This is a genomic window from Streptomyces sp. NPDC018019 (assembly GCF_044327805.1).
Taxonomy (GTDB): domain Bacteria; phylum Actinomycetota; class Actinomycetes; order Streptomycetales; family Streptomycetaceae; genus Streptomyces.
In genome coordinates this window covers 140724-157206 of the sequence record NZ_JBIRGD010000013.1, presented here as the reverse complement: position 1 = coordinate 157206, position 16483 = coordinate 140724, and the positions used below count along the sequence as shown (strand labels likewise).

14 protein-coding genes are annotated in these 16483 nt (G+C 75.8%); 7 read left to right on the top strand and 7 right to left on the bottom strand.

Annotation, left to right across the window (positions count from 1 at the left end):
• Positions 1–24 precede the first annotated feature (24 nt).
• Together ACH4FX_RS22190 and ACH4FX_RS22185 are read right to left on the bottom strand one after the other, a co-directional pair.
• The gene (locus ACH4FX_RS22190; protein WP_398481449.1) at positions 25–1506 is read right to left on the bottom strand and encodes a bifunctional phosphatase PAP2/diacylglycerol kinase family protein; all 1482 of its coding nucleotides are present in this window, start codon (positions 1504–1506) and stop codon (positions 25–27) included.
• A 146-nt stretch (positions 1507–1652) separates the two neighbouring features.
• Positions 1653–2108, bottom strand: a complete 456-nt coding sequence (locus tag ACH4FX_RS22185; protein WP_398481448.1) for a CBS domain-containing protein — start codon at positions 2106–2108, stop codon at positions 1653–1655.
• Between the two features lie 389 nt (positions 2109–2497).
• On the opposite strand from ACH4FX_RS22185, the gene ACH4FX_RS22180 reads away from it, so the two are divergent.
• Positions 2498–2782 carry a DUF6158 family protein gene (locus ACH4FX_RS22180; RefSeq protein ID WP_398481446.1) on the top strand — a complete coding sequence of 95 codons (285 nt, stop codon included), beginning with the start codon at positions 2498–2500 and terminating at the stop codon, positions 2780–2782.
• A gap of 205 nt (positions 2783–2987) precedes the next feature.
• Here the strand turns inward: ACH4FX_RS22180 and ACH4FX_RS22175 are convergent, their stop codons facing one another.
• Positions 2988–4079: an enolase C-terminal domain-like protein gene (locus ACH4FX_RS22175; RefSeq protein ID WP_398481444.1), complete on the bottom strand. Its 1092-nt coding sequence runs from the start codon at positions 4077–4079 to the stop codon at positions 2988–2990.
• Between the two features lie 391 nt (positions 4080–4470).
• Between ACH4FX_RS22175 and ACH4FX_RS22170 the strand changes: the two genes are divergently transcribed.
• A complete protein-coding gene (locus ACH4FX_RS22170; RefSeq protein ID WP_398481442.1) occupies positions 4471–5331 on the top strand; it encodes a SigB/SigF/SigG family RNA polymerase sigma factor in 861 nt (286 codons plus the stop codon).
• Positions 5332–5378: 47 nt separating this feature from the next.
• On the opposite strand, the gene ACH4FX_RS22165 is transcribed toward ACH4FX_RS22170, so the two are convergent.
• The gene (locus ACH4FX_RS22165; RefSeq protein WP_398481440.1) at positions 5379–6674 is read right to left on the bottom strand and encodes a PAS domain-containing protein; all 1296 of its coding nucleotides are present in this window, start codon (positions 6672–6674) and stop codon (positions 5379–5381) included.
• A gap of 196 nt (positions 6675–6870) precedes the next feature.
• On the opposite strand from ACH4FX_RS22165, the gene ACH4FX_RS22160 reads away from it, so the two are divergent.
• The 3 genes from ACH4FX_RS22160 to ACH4FX_RS22150 all read left to right on the top strand — a co-directional run bounded on the left by ACH4FX_RS22160 (position 6871) and on the right by ACH4FX_RS22150 (position 10326).
• A complete protein-coding gene (locus tag ACH4FX_RS22160; RefSeq protein WP_398481438.1) occupies positions 6871–7677 on the top strand; it encodes an ANTAR domain-containing response regulator in 807 nt (268 codons plus the stop codon).
• A 202-nt stretch (positions 7678–7879) separates the two neighbouring features.
• On the top strand, positions 7880–9094 hold the full coding sequence (locus ACH4FX_RS22155; protein ID WP_398481436.1) for an aminotransferase class I/II-fold pyridoxal phosphate-dependent enzyme: 1215 nt from the start codon (positions 7880–7882) through the stop codon (positions 9092–9094).
• Between the two features lie 140 nt (positions 9095–9234).
• Positions 9235–10326 carry an MBL fold metallo-hydrolase gene (locus tag ACH4FX_RS22150; RefSeq protein WP_398481435.1) on the top strand — a complete coding sequence of 364 codons (1092 nt, stop codon included), beginning with the start codon at positions 9235–9237 and terminating at the stop codon, positions 10324–10326.
• A 13-nt stretch (positions 10327–10339) separates the two neighbouring features.
• On the opposite strand, the gene ACH4FX_RS22145 is transcribed toward ACH4FX_RS22150, so the two are convergent.
• Both ACH4FX_RS22145 and ACH4FX_RS22140 read right to left on the bottom strand, forming a co-directional pair.
• Entirely contained in the window at positions 10340–10963 is a 624-nt protein-coding gene (locus ACH4FX_RS22145; protein ID WP_398481433.1) for a DedA family protein, read from the bottom strand.
• Positions 10960–11772, bottom strand: coding sequence for an MBL fold metallo-hydrolase (locus ACH4FX_RS22140; protein WP_398481431.1), 813 nt, complete (start codon positions 11770–11772; stop codon positions 10960–10962). The genes ACH4FX_RS22145 and ACH4FX_RS22140 overlap by 4 nt, the downstream gene beginning before the upstream one ends.
• Before the next feature lie 353 nt (positions 11773–12125).
• On the opposite strand from ACH4FX_RS22140, the gene ACH4FX_RS22135 reads away from it, so the two are divergent.
• Both ACH4FX_RS22135 and ACH4FX_RS22130 read left to right on the top strand, forming a co-directional pair.
• Entirely contained in the window at positions 12126–14249 is a 2124-nt protein-coding gene (locus tag ACH4FX_RS22135) for a phage holin family protein (RefSeq protein WP_398481429.1), read from the top strand.
• A gap of 86 nt (positions 14250–14335) precedes the next feature.
• Entirely contained in the window at positions 14336–15739 is a 1404-nt protein-coding gene (locus ACH4FX_RS22130; RefSeq protein WP_398481428.1) for an amino acid permease, read from the top strand.
• Here the strand turns inward: ACH4FX_RS22130 and ACH4FX_RS22125 are convergent.
• Positions 15667–16437, bottom strand: a complete 771-nt coding sequence (locus ACH4FX_RS22125; protein ID WP_398481426.1) for an SDR family NAD(P)-dependent oxidoreductase — start codon at positions 16435–16437, stop codon at positions 15667–15669. The two genes, ACH4FX_RS22130 and ACH4FX_RS22125, sit on opposite strands and share 73 nt — an antisense overlap.
• Between the last annotated feature and the right edge of the window lie 46 nt (positions 16438–16483).

The following is a 16483-nucleotide window of genomic DNA, read 5'->3' as shown; positions in this document are numbered from 1 at the left end:
CCGCATCATGAGAATGCCGTCTTGCTATTCGGGCAGCAGACGGTAGACGGTCAGCGCCTCGTTCTCCTTGCAGATCGTCAACTCACTCGGAGCCGGAGCGACTTCGCCGTCGTACGCCAGCACGCCGCCCTCCGCGAGGCCGCCGATGCGCACCGAGCGCACCCGGGATTCGCTCAGCACGGGGGAGTGCCGCAGCGCACCCGTCAGGGCCGCGGTCAGCAGCCGCGTACGGGCCAGCCGCCCGCCGTGCACCACCCGCACGTCCAGCACGCCGTCCGCCAGGTCGTGCCGGCGCACCGGCGCCAGACCCAGCCCGCGGTACGCGCAGTTCCCCGCGAACAGCAGCCACACTTCCCGCCGCTTGCCGTTGACCTCCACCGTCATCGGGTCGGCCGTCCGCAGCGTCTTCCAGGCCGCCAGCACCCCGGCGGGCCAGGCCCCGATCCGGCCCGCCCACTCCTCGCGCACCCGCACCAGCTCCGGGTACGCGCCGATGGAGAAGGTGTTGAGGAAGTACGTGGGGTCCTCGCCCGGCGCGGTACGGATGCCGGCCAGGTCCACCGCGACCGCCTCGCCGCTCTCCACCGCGCGCGCCGCGTCCCCGAGCGTCTCGATGCCCAGGTCGTACGCGAAGTGGTTGCGGGTGCCGCCGGGCAGCACCGCCAGCGGCACACCGTGCCGTACGGCGACCGCCGCCGCGGCGCAGACGGTGCCGTCCCCGCCCAGGACGCCCAGCGCGCCGCCGGTCCGCTCGGCCTGCCCGGCGGCCTCCTCCAGCGCCTTCTCCATCGGCGGGCACTCCGGATCGCCGCACAGCACCACCTCGGCCTCCGGCAGCACGCCGCGCACCTCCTGCACCCGGTCGGGGCGCGGCCCGGTGCGCTGCCCGGACGCGTGGTTGGCCACCACGAACAGCCCGCGCCCCGCCGGCAGCGCGGGCGCGTCGGCCGCGGGCCGCGCCGGGGGCGCCAGCTGCGCCCGGGTCGGCGCGAGACCGCGCACCGCCAGGGCCGCGCCCACACCGAGCGCGGCGCCCGCCAGGACGTCGCCGGGGTAGTGCACGCCCGTGTAGACGCGGGAGAACGCCACGGAGGCGGCGACCGGCGCCAGCGCCAGGCCCCACCACTTGTTCTCGAAGGCGACACCGGCGGCGAAGGCGGCCGCGGAGGCCGCGTGGCCGGACGGGAAGGAGGTGGTGAAGGGCTGGCGGCTGAGCTGCCGTATGACCGGCACCGCGTCCAGCAGCGGCCGGTCGCGCCGGACCGAGCGCTTGCCCAGGGTGTTGACCGTCGCCGACGCCGTCGCCAGCGACGCCACCCCGCGCAGCGCGGCCCGCCGCATCGGCCGCCCGCCCAGGGCCGCCGCGCCCGCCGCGATCCCCATCCACAGGAGGCCGTGGTCGGCGGTGCGCGTCAGCCGTGGCAGCACCCGCTCCGCGCCCGGCCAGTGCCGTCCCGCGACGGTGTCGAAGATCTGGCGGTCCCATGTGCTCAACAGCTTCCGCATGCGCCACCTGTACCCCAAAGGGCGGGGCGCAGACAGCAGCGCCGACTCGCCCGGCAACATCCGCTTCATCCGCAACCGGCTCCTAACGGGTCGAATCGAGGGGATCGGTCGGTCGGGTGCGTGGCTCCGGTGCGTCCCCGCAGGCGTCAGACAAGGCCGGGGCCCGCCGTGCCGCTGTCCGGCCGGCTGTCCGGAGCCGCCCGGCTGATGTCCGCGAGCGCCGAGTCCGGGTCCTGCGCCCGGGCCAGGTCACCGATGCTGACCACCCCCACCGGCGTGCCGTTCTCCACCACCGGCAGCCGCCGTACCGCGTTGGTGCGCATCAGCGTCACCGCCTCGCTGATGTGGTCGTCGGGGCCCACGCAGACCGGCTCGGGCGTGCACACCGAGCGGCAGGACACGGCGAGCGGATCGACGCCGTCGGCCACCGCCCGCAGCGTGATGTCGCGGTCGGTGACCACCCCCAGCAGCACACCGTCCTGCGTCACCAGCACGTCGCCGATGTCCTGCGCACGCATCAGCTGCGCCGCCTCGACGAGCGAGGCGTCCGGCTGGACCGCCGCGACACCGGCGGTCATGACGTCCCTCACGAACTGTGCCATAGCTGTTCGCCTTCTCTCGGTCGGGCCGGTGGCGGTGGCAGGAGCTCGGCGGGGACGGCCGGACGCCGCGCGGCGGCGCCCCGGGGCGTCACCCCGGGGCGCCGTCCGGGAACGCGCGGCCGGCTCCGGGCCCGCCGCGCGGCGTCCGGTCGCCGCGCCGAGCGGGAGCCGTGCTCGTACGATCGAAGGAGGCGACCGGGCGGACCGAAGAGCCCGAGGTGCCGGAACGGCCCACGGAGCCGGGGCCCGTCCTGGTGGTGAGTGGGGTGAGGAAGCCGAGTTCCATGTCCGCCTCCGGGGCTCGCTGCGGGCCTGCCGCCGGATGTGTCCGGACGGTTGTGCCAGCGGGTACCCGAAGGGAGGCACCCGACACGGAGGGAGAAGCCCCGATGCCGTCCCACGACACGTCCGCCGACTTCCCGCGGCCCGCGCCGGCGCAGGCCGCCAGGCCGGGGGTCCCGCCCGCCCGGCTCGACGAGAGCCGGCTGCTGCGCGAGCTGGAGACCATCCACCGCACCCGGCACGACACGCTGCTGCACGGCTCCACCGACGCGCTGGCCACCCACAACGCGCGCATGGCGGAGCTGGAGGGCGAGTACCTGCGGCGCCACCCGCGCCGCCGGGTCGCCCCCGGCCGCACCCGCTCCGGAGCCCGCGCCCGCACCGGCCCCTGACCCGGGGATGTTTGAGCCGCACCGGGATCAGGTACCCGGCTCGCGGCCGAGCGGCCACGGAGAAAACCGGGGAGCCCCGGGACACCGGGGCAGGGATGGTGGGGAACGTCCGGGCGCGGGATGTGGGGTCCCGCGCCCGGACTCCGCCCCGCCTGGGAGCACACCGGACTCCGCACCGGCGCCCTTCTCCCGCGGCGCCCCTCTCTCACAGCACCCGGTACGGTGTGGCCTCCTCGTGGCGGAACCGGAGGCCGTGGCCCGGGAGATGGCTGCCGCCGGGGCGTACGGTGCCGCCCGACGGGTCGAGGCCGCCGTCGAAGAGCATCGACTCGATGCGCACGTGGTCGTGGAACCACTCGATGTGCCGCAGATTCGGTACGCACGCGGCCGGGTGGGCGTGCACGTGCGGGGCGCAGTGGGCGGAGACCTCCAGGCCGTGCGCCTCGGCGAGGGCCGCGGCGCGCAGCCAGACGGTCAGCCCGCCGCAGCGGGTGGCGTCCATCTGGAGGCAGTCCACGACCGGCGCCATCCGGGCGAAGTACGGCAGGTCGTAGCCGTACTCACCGGCCGTCACGTCGCACACCACCAGGTCCCGGACGACTCCCAGGCCCTCCAGGTCGTCGGAGGACACCGGTTCCTCGAACCAGCCCACGCCCTGGTCGGCGAGGGCCTGGCCGATCCGTACGGCCTGCTTGCGGGTGTAGGCGCCGTTGGCGTCCACGTACAGCTCGGCGCGCGGCCCGATGGCCGAACGGGCGTGGCGCACGCGGGACAGGTCGCGTTCGACGGCCCGGCCCCACTCCTCACCGATCTTGATCTTGACCCGTTCGATGCCCTGGCCGTGCACCCACCCGTTCAGCTGGGTCGCCAGGTGGGTGTCGTGGTACGTGGTGAACCCGCCGGACCCGTACACCGGCACCGCGCTGCGCACCGCGCCCACCAGATGCAGCAGCGGCAGCTCCAGCAGCCGTGCCTTGAGGTCCCACAGCGCGATGTCCACCGCGGACAGCGCGCAGGCGACCAGGCCGGGCCGGCCGGCGTTGCGCACCGTCCGGCTCATCGCCTCGTACGCGCCCTGCACGTCCAGCGCGCTGCGGCCGAGGACCGGCCGGGTGAGCAGGTCGCGTACGACCGAACCGGTGTCGGTGGCGGCGTAGGTCCAGCCCAGGCCGGTGGTCGTGCCGGAGCGGGCCTCGACGACGATGACCGTGGTGGTGTCCCACGCCAGGGTGCCGTCGGCTTCGGGCGCGTCGGTGGGGACGGTGTAGGCGGTGACGTCCAGCCGCTCGACGTTCATGGTGTGGGGTGGCTCCTCTTCCGTCTCGGTGTGGTCCCGGATCCGCTGCGCACGCCCTGCTGCGCCTGCCGTCCGCGCAGGCGCTCCACCGTTCCGCGTACGCGCCGCCGGGCGCCGTGGCCGCCGTTCCGGCACTGCCGACCGGACCATGACCGGTTGTCAGCGGGCCGTCCCGGACGGGTTACCGGGCCCGCGGGCCGGAAACCTCCGGACGGGTCCGCGCTGCGGCGGATTCGGCGCGCGGAGCGTTTACCGGCACCGGCTCCGGGCACGCGACCGGTGTGCTTCGGACCGGAGGCACGCCCGTGGGAGCGGACCCGCTCTCCGAGCGTGCCGTCCGGCTGCGCTCCCACGGAGGACCCCCCCGTCCACCGATCAGGGAGCCGAGACCATGCCCTCTGTACGCGCACCCCACCGCCGGGGCGTCCCGCGCGGCCGGCCCGCCGACCACGCGGCCGGAGCGCGACGTCCCCAGAACAAGCACCCGCACGACGACGCGCCGGACACCGGCGCCGATTTCCGCAGGCTGACGGCGCTGCCCGACGGGCCGGAACGGGACGCGCTGCGCCAGGCCATCGTCTGCGCCTGGATCCCGATGGCCGAACGCCTCGCCCGGCAGTTCCGCAACCGCGGCGAGACCACCGAGGACCTGACGCAGGTCGCGGCGCTCGGCCTGGTCAAGGCCGTGGACCGGTACGACCCGGACCGCGGCTGCGCCTTCGAGAGCTTCGCCGTGCCCACCATCGTCGGCGAGGTCAAGCGGCACTTCCGCGACCACATGTGGGGCCTGCACGTGCCCCGCCGGGTCCAGGAACTGCGCAACCGCGTCCGCACCGCCACGATCGAGCTCACCCACGCGCCCGACGACCACCGCCCCCCGGCCCGGGACATCGCCCGGCACACCGGTATGTCGCTGGAGGAGGTGCTGCTCGGCATGGAGGCCCTGGAGAGCTATTCGACGCTCTCCCTGGACGCCGAACTGCCCGGCGCGGACGACGGGTACGCGCTCGTCGACACCCTCGGTGGCCCGGAGCCCGGCTTCGACCTGGTCGTCGACCGGGAGGCGATCCGGCCCAAGCTGCGGATGCTTCCCGAACGCGAGCGGCAGATCCTCTACCTGCGGTTCTTCTGCGACATGACGCAGAGCCGGATCGCCGACCGGCTCGGCATCTCGCAGATGCACGTCTCACGGCTCATCAACCGCACCTGCACCCGCCTGTGCGACCAGGTGGGGGGCCAGGAAGCGGCCTAGCCGGGACACGGCCGGTGCCGGGCGGCCGTGACGCCCGCCCGCACCGGTCAGGGGTGCAGCGCGCGCCCCAGGTGGCGGGCCATCCGGTCGACGGCACCCGCCTCCGCCATGCTGAAGGCCCGCCGCCCGCCCGTGCGCAGCAGCGTCAGCACGCCGCGCACGGGCCCCGACCGCGCCCGCAGCGGTACGCACAGCAGCGAGGTCACCTCGGCCCGGGCCAGTATCGGCACGCCGTCCGCGTCGTGGCCGAATGCGCCCAGGTCCTCCGGGCGCACCTGGAGATGGGCGTTGCCCGCGCGGGCCGCCTCGACGACGACCGGGCACTCTCCGGGCGGCTGGGAGGCCAGGGTGGCCGTCAGGGCGTCCGTGCCGTGCGGGTTTCCGGTGGCGGACGCGTTCTGCCGGCCGTCCCGGGGCGTGGCGCGGCGCCGTTCCACCGGGGTGTCCGGTGCCGCGCCCCGGCCGTCGCACGGGCCCTTGCCGTCCTGGTCGTCGTGCCCGGCCTCCGGACCGGCACCCCCGTACACCGCCACCCGCACCAACGGGCCGCCGCCGCGGGTCACCAGATCGGCCGTCACCCAGTCGGCGAACCGGCCGTGCAGCATCTGACAGGCGCGGTCCAGTATCGCGATGGGCTCCCGCGGCGACTCCAGGAGCGTCATCGTCATGTCGTCCAGGAGGTCCATCAGTTCGGCGTTGCGGGTCACCTCGGACAGCCCGGGCGGCGCCCCGGCGCGGCCGGCGTGGTTGACCCGGTCCGCCGCCAGCGCCTCCGGACCGGTGAGGAAGACCGTGAGCACGGACGTGCCCTGCTCGCCCCGTGGCCGCAGCGCCGTCATCGTCGCGCGCAGCGCCTCGCCGTCCTGCCGCGCCCCCACCGGCGGCGGCAACAGCCGCACCACCAGGCTGCGGTCGCCCTCGTTGCGGGAGACCGCGGCCACCTGGGAGCGGAAGGCGGCCCGTTCCTCGGGGGCGAGCGAGGCGGTCAGCGGGCGGCCCGCCGCGTAGCCGGCCCGCATGCCGAACAGCCGGGTGCCGGCGAAGTTCAGCCGCCGTATCACCGTGTCCGGGCCCAGCAGCGCCACCGCGTACGGCATCCGCTGGAACAGCGCCCGCAGCAACTGCTGTTCGTCGGCGGCCCGCCGGGCGCCGTTGTCCCGCTCCACCGCACCGCCCCGTTCCAGGCGCGGCAGGATCACGTCGACCACGTGCTGGAGCTCGAAGAGAGCGGCGTCCAGGACGGACAGCCGCTCGGTGGAAGGCAGGGCGCGGGCGGCGCGCAGCTCTTCGACTCGTCTGCGGAAATCGGCGAGTTCCGCCGCCACGCGCTCGACCTCGGCCATGCCCCTCACGCTATCCGCTGCGTCCCCGGACCGTACCCCCGAGGCGGCAAGCCGACCGGCCGCCGGTGCCGAACCATCGGAACTCGACGGGAAACCGGCGTTTTCGACCGTTCGCACCGGGCAGCCGACTCATTGCGGGGCCCACGGACCTGCCGTCCACGGACCCGAAGGGACTGACCCGGAAGTGAACGCAACGATGCCCATCCGTACGCTCTTCGCCACCGGGGCGTCCGACCTCGACGAGGGGACGCACGCACGCAGCCTCGCCCACCTCGCCGAACAGGCCGCCTGGTGCACCCCTGGCAGCTGCGGTGCCGCCGCCACGGTGAGCACCGACGAGGACACCGCCGAAGCACCCGTCGCGGTGACCCACCCCGATCTGTCCGCCCTGGTCAATGTGCAGTGGGAGTCCGGCGAGGGCCCCATCCCCACGGCCCTGGACAGCGGCCGGGCCACCGGCGCCGACGACCTGCTGCACGAGGACCGCTGGCCCGAATACCGGGCCGAGGCCCTGCAGGCCGGGGTACGTTCCAGCGCCACCCTCCCGTACCGCCGGGACGGCATCACCCTCACCATCACCGTCTACGGCTTCCGCCCCGGCCTGAAGGTCGAGAAGGGCTGCACGGCCACGGACGTGCTCGGTGAGCTGGCCGCCACCGGACTGGCCCGGGAACGCCGCTACCGCGAAGCGCTCGCCGAGGTGGACCAGCTCGACACGGCCCTGCGCACCCGGCCGGTGGTCGACCAGGCCTGCGGCATCCTCATGTACGTGCTGGGCTGCGACCCGGACACGGCCTTCGACACGCTGCGCCGGCTCTCGCAGCGCACCAACCGCAAACTGTCCGACCTCGCCGGCGCCCTGGTCCGCACCCGCGGACACGGGATGGAGGCGGAGCTGCGGTGCCTGGGTGACCAGCGCCGCGACTCCGGCCGCGCCGGCGGCGCGCGCGACGCTGCGGCGCCCGGCCGGACCGCCGCGCCGGACGCCGGCCCCGAAGGGTAGGCCGCCCGGGACCGCTCCGGTCCGGGCCCGTACCCCGGCCCCGCACGCCCGGCCCCCGGCCCCGCCGCGCCCGTACCCCGGCTCTCAGCCGACCGGTGACGTGTCGCCCCGCCTCCCGGCCCCCGCGATCTGCAAAGGTGGTCGGGGCCCGCACTCATGTGATGGGCCCACGATCGACCTGCCGTGGAGTGTGGAGGTACGGATGCAGCGGACGGCCCTGGATCCGGATCCGGCCCCGGAGCCGGATCCCCCGGCGGGGCTGCCGGTCCTCCCGGAACTCGCCGCGCACCTCGCCGCCGCCGCGGACCGCACGGAACCCGAGCCGCCCGGCGGCTCCCGGCCGCTGCGCGCCGCCGCCTGCGACTACTGGGGCCGCCGCGGCCTGGTGACCGCGCCGGAACGGGTGCTCGCCGCGCCGGGCGCGCCCGCCCTGCTCCTCGCGCTGCTCGCCGCGGCCGGCGGCGACGTCCTGCTGCCGCGCCCCTGCGCCGAGTGGTACGCGCCGGGCGCCGGGCTGCTCGGCCGGCAGGTGCACCGGGTCCCCGTACCGGCCGAATCGGGCGGTGTACCGGACGCGTTCGTCCTCCTGGAGGCGGTGCGCCGGGCCCGGCTGGCCGGCGACGGGCCGCGGGTCCTGCTGGTCTCCGTCGCCGACGACCCCAGCGGCACCTGCCCGCCGCCCGAACTGGTCCACGAGGTGTGCGAGGCGGCCGCGGCGGACGGGCTGTGGATCGTCAGCGACGAGACCGGCCGCGACCTGCTGCACGACCCGCACGACACGGTCGTCCTGAGCCCGGCCGAGATGCTGCCGGACGACGTCGTCGTCCTGACCGACCTGCGGGCCACCCTGGCGCCGGCCTCCTGGCCCGCCGCGCTGGCCCGGTTCCCGGACACCGGGCGCGGCGCCCGGCTGCGCGCCGCGACGCTGGACCGGCTGGCGGCGCTGCGCACCCCGGTGGCCGGGCCGGTCGCCGCGGCCGTCACCGAGGCGCTCGCCGAACCGGAGCCCGTACGCGCCCGCACCGCCGCCGCGGCCCGGGTGCACGGCGCGCTCGCCGGCGCGCTCCACCACGCCCTCACCGCGTGCGGTGCCGTCTGCCGCCCGCCGCACGCGGGCAGCCACCTGTACGCCGACTTCGACCCGCTGCGCCCCGTGCTGGCCGGCCGGGGCGTCACCGGACCGGCCGAGCTGGAGAGCGCGCTCGCCTCCTGGGCCGCGCGCGGCGGGCACCGCTTCGGTGACGACCCGCACGCCCTGCGCGTACGCCTGAGCACCGATGCGCTGCTCGGGCCCGGGCCCCAGCACCGGCAGCAGCTCCTCGACGCTCCCGACCCGCTGCAACTCCCGCATGTGGCCGACGCGTTGAGCGCGCTGTCCGCCACGCTCGCGTCGCTCACGGACCCGGGCCCTTCCTAGCGGCCCGGCCCGCCGCGGGGTCCGCGTACCGCCCGTACGCCTCTTTCGGCCTTCCCCGTCACACCCGTCACCCCCGACACCTCCGGCTCTCGCCCGCGGCCGGCCCCCGACCGGTCATGCCCACCGAATGGAGCCCCTCGATGACCGAACAGACCGAACGTTCCCTCACCGAGCCTCTCCCGCCTGCGGACGGCCGGCCGGCCGCCGGACCGCAGGCGACCGGTGCCGGCGCACCGGTCCGCCCGCTGCGCGAGGTCCGGCAGTGGCCCCGCGACTTCACCGACCGGCTCACCGCGCCGCTGCCCGGCGTCCGCGCGCTGGCCCGCATCGCCCGCGAGGGCAAACTGCGGCCCTCCGCCCAGGCCCTCCTGGACATCCCGGAACTGCCCTTCGAACCGGGCCCGCTGCCCGAGGCCGGACCCCGGGACATCGCCGTCACCTGGGCGGGGCACGCCAGCTGGGTGCTGCGCATCGGCGGCCTGACCGTCCTGACCGACCCCGTGTGGTCCCGCAAGATCCTGGGCACCCCGCCCCGCGTCACCCCGGTCGGCGTCCGCTGGCAGGACCTGCCGCCCGTCGACGCGGTCGTCATCAGCCACAACCACTACGACCACCTCGACCTGCCCACCCTCAGACGGCTGCCGCCGCACACCCCGCTCCTGCTGCCCGCCGGGCTCGCCCGCTGGGCCCGCCGGCGCCGCTTCACCCACGTCACCGACCTGGACTGGTGGGAGGCCGTCGAACTGCCCGGGCCGGCCGGCCCGGTCCGCTTCGACTTCGTGCCCGCCCACCACTGGAGCAAGCGCACCCTGACCGACACCTGCCGCTCCTTGTGGGGCGGCTGGGTCCTGACCGCACCGGACGGGCGGCGGGTGTACTTCGCGGGCGACACCGGGTACGGCCACTGGTTCGAGGAGATCGGCGGCCGCTACCCGGACATCGACCTGGCGCTGCTGCCGATCGGCGCGTACGACCCGCGCTGGATGCTGCGTCCGGTGCACACCGACCCCGAGGAGGCGGTCCGCGCGTGCCAGGACCTCGGCGCCCACGCGCTGGCCCCGATGCACTGGTCGACGTTCCTGCTGTCCGCCGAGGCGCCCCTGGAGCCGCTGCGCCGCGTACGCGCCGCCTGGGAGGCCACCGGGCGCCCGCGCGCCGACCTCTGGGACCTCGCGGTCGGCGCCTCGCGCGTGCTGGAGGCCACGCCCGGCGAAGGGCCGCAGGCCGGGTGACGCGTACGGCCGCTCAGCCGTTCCTCCCGTGGCGCAGCCGGCGCCACACCGCGGGCGCCCCGCTGAGCACCAGCGCCAGCCCGACCGCCGCGGCCACGCCCTGCCACGGCTCGCTGAACAGGGAGCCGCCGAGCAGGCCGATGAGCTGGTACGTCACCGCCCAGGCCAGACAGGCCGGCAGATCGCCGCGGGCGAACCGGCGCAGCGGCATCCGCCCCAGCAGGCACGCCAGCATCACCGGCACCCGCCCGGCCGGCACCAGCCGCGACAGTACGAGCACCGGCACCCCGTGCGTGCGCAGCCGGTCCTGCGCCTGTGCCAGCCGCTCCGGCGCGGCGCGGTCGCGCAGCCGGTCGAGCCGGCGCGATCCGTTGCGGGACCGCACACCGCGCCCGCCGAGCCAGTACAGCCCCAGGTCACCGAGGAAGGCGGCCAGGGCGCTCACCCCGAAGACGAGCGGCAGGGCCCACGGCGAGCCCTGATGGAAGGCCACCACGGCCGCCGAGCTGACCAGCGCGCCGGTCGGCACCACCGGCACCAGCGACCCCAGCACCACCAGCAGGAACAGCGACGGATAGCCCACCACCTGCTGCGCCGGTTCGGCGGGCACCCCGCCGGCCGCCAGCCCGCCGATCATCGCGAGCCCGCCAGCCGTACGGACTCGCCGTGCGCGAGCCGGTGCACCGTCACCCCCGGTGCCAGCAACCCGGCCTGCCGCGCGAACTCGTCGCCGGGGGAGTGGAACTCGTACGGGCGCACCGCGTCCAGGCCGATCGGCCAGTACGTGCCGTAGTGCACCGGGACCGCGCCGGCCGGCCCGAGCCGCGCCGCCGCCTCGGCCGCCCGCCGCGCGTTCAGGTGCCCGTGCCCGAGGAACGGGCCCCAGCCGCCGACCGGCAGCAGCGCCACGTCACAGGGGCCGACTTCCGCGGCCATGGTGTCGAAGAGCCCGGTGTCGCCCGCGAAGTACGTCGTCGCCGCGCCGTGCACCACATACCCGAGGGCGGGCACCCGGTGCGGTCCGTACGGCAGCCGGCGCCCGTCGTGCGCCGCGTGCACCGCGCGGACGGTCACCTCACCGGGGCCGTACCCGTCCGGGGACGCGGCGCGGACCGCGACCGTGTCACCGGGGCGCACCTCGGTCACCGGCAGTCCCCGGGCCGCCGCCACCCGCCGCAGCCCCGGCACCGCGGCGGCGGCCCCGTACGGCACCACCAGCCGGGTGCCCGGGGCGAGGCGCGCCAGGGAGGCGGGGTGCAGGTGGTCGGCGTGCAGGTGGGAGACGAGCACGGCATCGGCGCGGGCCGCGGCCGGCGGCGGGAGCGCGCCCCGGCGGCGCCGCAGATGCGCCAGCCGCCGCGCGAACAGCGGGTCGGTCAGTACCCGCACGCCCGAGTCCGCGACCGTGACGGTGGCGTGCCCCCACCAGGTGACCTCCACCGCCACACCGACCTCCCGACCGGAACCGACCCGACGCGCCGGGCGCCCGGCGCGTGCCGCCGTACGTCCTCCTCCGATCCTGCCTCATGGTCCGTCGGGCCGGGCGCGCGGGCGCCGGGCGGGCTCCGGCAGGGCGTCGGACGGTCTCCGGCCGGGCAGCACGGTGGCGCCGGGCCCCCTCGGACGCGGTTTCTCCGGCGGGGCCGGGCGTTACCGGTACGTGCGCGGGCGGAGGTGGAGGCACGGGCCCTCTCCCGCGCCGCCGTCCGGCCGCGCTGTCAGTGGGCTGTGACACGCTGTAGGCGTGATGCCCGATGAGGTGTCCGAGCGTGACGGGCGGCGGAGTGAGGTGAGCGCTGATGCGACGGCCGCGGTGGCGGACGGCGGGCGGTGCCCTGCTGCGGGTGACCGCGGTCTGGGCAGTGTCCTCGCTGACGCTGCTCGTGCTCGCCGCCCTGCTGCCCGACTTCCGCCTCCAGTCCGCCGGCGGCGAGAGCCTCACCCGTACGTTCCTCACCGCCGCGCTCGGCGCCGGCGCCTTCGGCCTGCTCAGCGCCCTGGTGTGGCCGCTGCTCGTACGGGCCCTGCTGCTGGTGCCCGCCCTCGTCCTCGGCCTGCTGGTCTTCTTCCTGAACGGCTCCCTGCTGCTGGTCGCCCTCGGCCTGATCCCCGAGGGACGTGGCCAGGCCGCGCCCGAGACGGCCGTGATCGTCGCCGCCGTGATGTCCGCGACCTCGTCCGCCACCGCCACCTTCCTCGCGGTGCGCGACGACGAGGCGTACCGAAGACGCCTGGTGCGGCTGGCCGGCCGCCGGCACGGCCGCCGCCGCGGCGCCCCTGGCGACCCGGGCCCCGTCGCGCCCGGCACGGTCTTCCTCCAGCTCGACGGCCTGGGCCACGACGTGCTGTGCGAGGCGGTCAGCGGCGAGCGGCCCCTGATGGGCACGGTCGCCGGCTGGCTCGGCAGCACCCACCGGCTGACCCCGTGGCGTACGGACTGGTCCAGCCAGACCGGCGCCAGCCAGCTCGCCCTCCTGCACGGCACCAACCACGACCTGCCCGCGTTCCGGTGGTACGAGAAGGAGACCGGCCGGCTGGTCGTCAGCAACCGGCCCAGCGGCGCGGCCGAGCTGCAGCGCCGCGCCGTGGCCCGCACCGGCGACGCCGGGCTGCTCGCCTTCGACGGCGCCAGCCGCGGCAACCTCTTCAGCGGCGGCGCCGACCAGCTGGCGCTGGTGATGTCGGTGGCGGCCCGCCGCGGCCGGCACAACCGCTCCCGCGCCGGCTATTTCGCCTATTTCTCCGACCCGGCCAACGCGACCCGTACGGCCGTGTCCTTCGCCGCCGAGATCGTCCGGGAGGTGGTCCAGTCCCTGCGGGCCCGGTTCCGCCGGGAGCGCCCGCGGGTCGGGCGCGGCGGCCTCTACCCCTTCATCCGGGCCTTCGCGACCGTCGTCGAGCGCGACGTGGTGGTCGCCGCCGTGATCGGCGACCTGCTCGCCGGCCGCACGGCCGTCTACGCGGACCTGGTCGCCTACGACGAGGTCGCCCACCACTCCGGCCCCCGGCACCGCGACACCCACCAGGTGCTGCGCCGCCTGGACCGCGCCGTCGGCCTGATCGCCGACGCCGCGCAGTACGCCCCCCGCCGCTACCGCGTCGTACTCCTCTCCGACCACGGCCAGAGCCCCGGCCCGACCTTCCTGGAGGCCTACGGGCTCGGCCTGGAGGACCTGGTGCGGGCCGGCTGCGGCCTGCCGGTGTCCCGGCGCGCCGGGCGGACCGCGAGCGGGGCGGAGGCGCGCGAGGCCGCCCGCGCCGCGCTGCACCGCCCGGAGGGCACGGACGGCTGCGGCCCCTCCGACCCGGTCGTGCTGGCCTCCGGGAACCTGGGCCTGGTGTCCTTCCCCGACCTGCCCGGCCGGGTGACGCGCGAGGAGATCGAGCGCCGCCACCCGGCGCTGCTGGCCACCCTCGCCAACCACCCGGGCATCGGCTTCCTGCTCGTGCGCTCCGCCGCGCACGGCGCCGTGGTGCTCGGGCCGGGCGGCGCCGAGCACCACCTCGACACCGGCCGGATCGTGGGCCGCGATCCCCTCGCCGGGTTCGGCCCGGGCGCGGCCGACACCGTACGGCGCACGGACGGCTTCCCGCACGCCGCCGACGTCATGGTCAACTCCGCCTGCCACCCGGACACCGGCGCGGTGCACGCCTTCGAGGAGCAGATCGGCTCGCACGGCGGCCTGGGCGGCGAGCAGAGCCGGCCCTTCCTGCTGTGGCCCGCCGAGCTGTCCCCGCCCACCGCCGACGGCGTGGAACCGGCCGGTGCGGAGCAGGTCCACGCCATCCTGCGGCGCTGGCTGCGCGAGGTGGACGGGCCGCAGATACCCCTGGGGGGCCCGGCGGACGAACTGCGGCGGGAGGGCCCCGGGCCCGAAGTATTTCCGCCGGCCGACGGTGCCGTGCGGGACAAAACCCGCTGATTTTGTGCAACGTTGCAGGTCGAAGACGATATGCAGTCGCCCGGCAACTCCGGGCCCGCACAGCACGACGAGAGGCCCACCACGCCATGCACGACCGGCACACCCGCCGCTTCGGTCTGGGGACCGCAACCTGCCTAGTGATGGGCAACATCATCGGCGGCGGCATCTTCCTGCTGCCCGCCTCGGTGGCGCCCTTCGGCACCGTGAGCCTGGTCGCCTTCGGCGTCCTGACCGTCGGTGCCATCGCGCTGGCCCTGGTCTTCGGGCGGCTGGCCGAGCGCCACCCGGACACCGGCGGCCCGTACGTCTACGCCCGCGAGGCGTTCGGCGACTTCGCCGGCTTCCTGTCGGCCTGGTCGTACTGGACCATGACGTGGGTGAGCAACGCGGCCCTCGCGGTCGCCGCCGTGGGCTATGTCCACGTGCTCTTCCCCGGCCACGACTCCAAGGGCACGGACCTGCTGGTGGCGCTGGTCGCGCTCTGGCTGCCGGCGCTCTCCAACTTCGCCGGCACCCGCTACGTCGGCGCCGTCCAGCTGGTCTCCACGGTCCTGAAGTTCGTCCCGCTGCTGTTCATCGCGGTCGTCGGCCTGTTCTTCTTCGACCCGGACAAGCTCGGCTCGTTCCACGAGGGCGGCGGCAGCGCGATCGGCGGCATGTCCGCCGCGGCGGCCATCCTGCTCTACAGCTACGTCGGCGTGGAGTCCGCCGCGATGAGCGCGGGCGAGGTGCGCGACCCGGAGCGCAACGTGGGCCGTGCCACCGTCCTCGGCACCATCGGCGCCGCCGTGGTCTACCTGCTCGGCACCGTCTCGGTCTTCGGCACGGTCGCGCACGACAAGCTGGTGGACTCCAAGGCGCCGTTCTCCGACGCGGTGAACGCCATGTTCGGCGGGCAGTGGGGCGGCACCGTCATCGCGGTCGCCGCGGTCATCTCGATCGTCGGCGCGCTGAACGGCTGGACGCTGATGAGCGCCCAGTCGCCGTACGCCGCCGCCAAGGACGGCCTGTTCCCGGCCGCCTTCCTGAAGAAGCAGCGCGGGGTGCCGACCTTCGGGGTGCTGGCCGCCTCGGTGCTGGCCACCGCCCTGACCGTGATCAACTACCTGATCGGCGCGGGCGGCGTCTTCGAGATCCTCGTCCTGATCACCACGTTCTCCGCGACCGTCCCGTACCTGCTCGCCGCCGGCGCCCAGATCTACTTCCTGCTCACCGGGCGGCGCGACCAGGTCCGCCCGGCCCGCTTCGCCCGCGACCTGGTGCTCGCCCTGGTCGCCTTCGGCTTCACCTTCTGGCTGGTCGCCGGCGCCGGATACGCCGCGATCTACCAGGGCGTGCTGTTCCTGTTCGCCGGCATCCTCGTCTACGCCTGGATGGCGGCCCGCCGCACCGGCCGCGCCCGGCGCGCGGAGGAGGATCAGGCGGTGACGCCGCCGTCCACCACCAGCTCGGCGCCCACGGTGAACGAGGCCGCGTCGGACGCCAGGTAGAGCACCGCCGCCGCGATCTCGGCGGTCGCGGCCGAGCGGCCGGCGGGCACCTCGCGCCGCATCCGCCCGGCCTTCTGCTCCGCGGTCTCGCCCGGCAGCGTCGACATGGGAGTGTCGACCTTGCCGGGCGAGACCGCGTTGATGCGTATGCCGTCCGTGATGTGGTCGAGCGCGGCGTTCCTGGTCAGGGCGCTCACCGCGGCCTTGGCCGCGACGTAGGCGCTGACCCCGGGGCGGCGCAGCGAGGCGCCCAGGTTGGACGCGATGTTGACGATCGCGCCGCCGCCGTGCGCCCGCATGTGGCCGATCTCGTGCTTCATCGCCAGGAACGTGCCGGTGAGGTTGGTGTCCAGGGCATGCCGCCAGTCCTCCTCGGAGATGTCGGCGGTCGGCGCCGGGGGCACGAACACCCCGACGTTGTTGACGGCCACGTGCAGCCCGCCGAAGCGGCGCACCGTCTCCTCGACCAGGGCGGCCAGGTCCGCGCCGCGGGTCACGTCGGCGGTGACGGCCGCCGCCCGGCCGCCGGCGGCCTCCACGAGGGCGACGGTCTCCTTCAGCGTCCCGTCGGTACGGCCGGCGACCACGACGTTCGCGCCCTCGGCCGCGAACGCGCGGGCCACCGCCCGGCCGATGCCGGTGCCGCCGCCGGTGACCAGGACGGTTTTTCCGGCGAAGCGTGCGGGGGTGGTGTTCATGGTGGTGGGCCTTCCTGTCGTCGCGCCGGATGACGCCATGTATAGA

Excerpts from the sequence above, each read along its gene's own strand:
- ACH4FX_RS22170 (WP_398481442.1), top strand. The coding sequence starts at position 4,471 with ATGCCCTCTGTACGCGCACCCCACCGCCGGGGCGTCCCGCGCGGCCGG.
- ACH4FX_RS22160 (WP_398481438.1), top strand. The coding sequence starts at position 6,871 with ATGCCCATCCGTACGCTCTTCGCCACCGGGGCGTCCGACCTCGACGAG.
- ACH4FX_RS22145 (WP_398481433.1), bottom strand. The coding sequence starts at position 10,963 with ATGATCGGCGGGCTGGCGGCCGGCGGGGTGCCCGCCGAACCGGCGCAG.
- ACH4FX_RS22125 (WP_398481426.1), bottom strand. The coding sequence starts at position 16,437 with ATGAACACCACCCCCGCACGCTTCGCCGGAAAAACCGTCCTGGTCACC.
- ACH4FX_RS22155 (WP_398481436.1), top strand. The coding sequence starts at position 7,880 with ATGCAGCGGACGGCCCTGGATCCGGATCCGGCCCCGGAGCCGGATCCC.
- ACH4FX_RS22135 (WP_398481429.1), top strand. The coding sequence starts at position 12,126 with ATGCGACGGCCGCGGTGGCGGACGGCGGGCGGTGCCCTGCTGCGGGTG.
- ACH4FX_RS22185 (WP_398481448.1), bottom strand. The coding sequence starts at position 2,108 with ATGGCACAGTTCGTGAGGGACGTCATGACCGCCGGTGTCGCGGCGGTC.
- ACH4FX_RS22190 (WP_398481449.1), bottom strand. The coding sequence starts at position 1,506 with ATGCGGAAGCTGTTGAGCACATGGGACCGCCAGATCTTCGACACCGTC.
- ACH4FX_RS22165 (WP_398481440.1), bottom strand. The coding sequence starts at position 6,674 with ATGGCCGAGGTCGAGCGCGTGGCGGCGGAACTCGCCGATTTCCGCAGA.
- ACH4FX_RS22180 (WP_398481446.1), top strand. The coding sequence starts at position 2,498 with ATGCCGTCCCACGACACGTCCGCCGACTTCCCGCGGCCCGCGCCGGCG.
- ACH4FX_RS22150 (WP_398481435.1), top strand. The coding sequence starts at position 9,235 with ATGACCGAACAGACCGAACGTTCCCTCACCGAGCCTCTCCCGCCTGCG.
- ACH4FX_RS22130 (WP_398481428.1), top strand. The coding sequence starts at position 14,336 with ATGCACGACCGGCACACCCGCCGCTTCGGTCTGGGGACCGCAACCTGC.
- ACH4FX_RS22175 (WP_398481444.1), bottom strand. The coding sequence starts at position 4,079 with ATGAACGTCGAGCGGCTGGACGTCACCGCCTACACCGTCCCCACCGAC.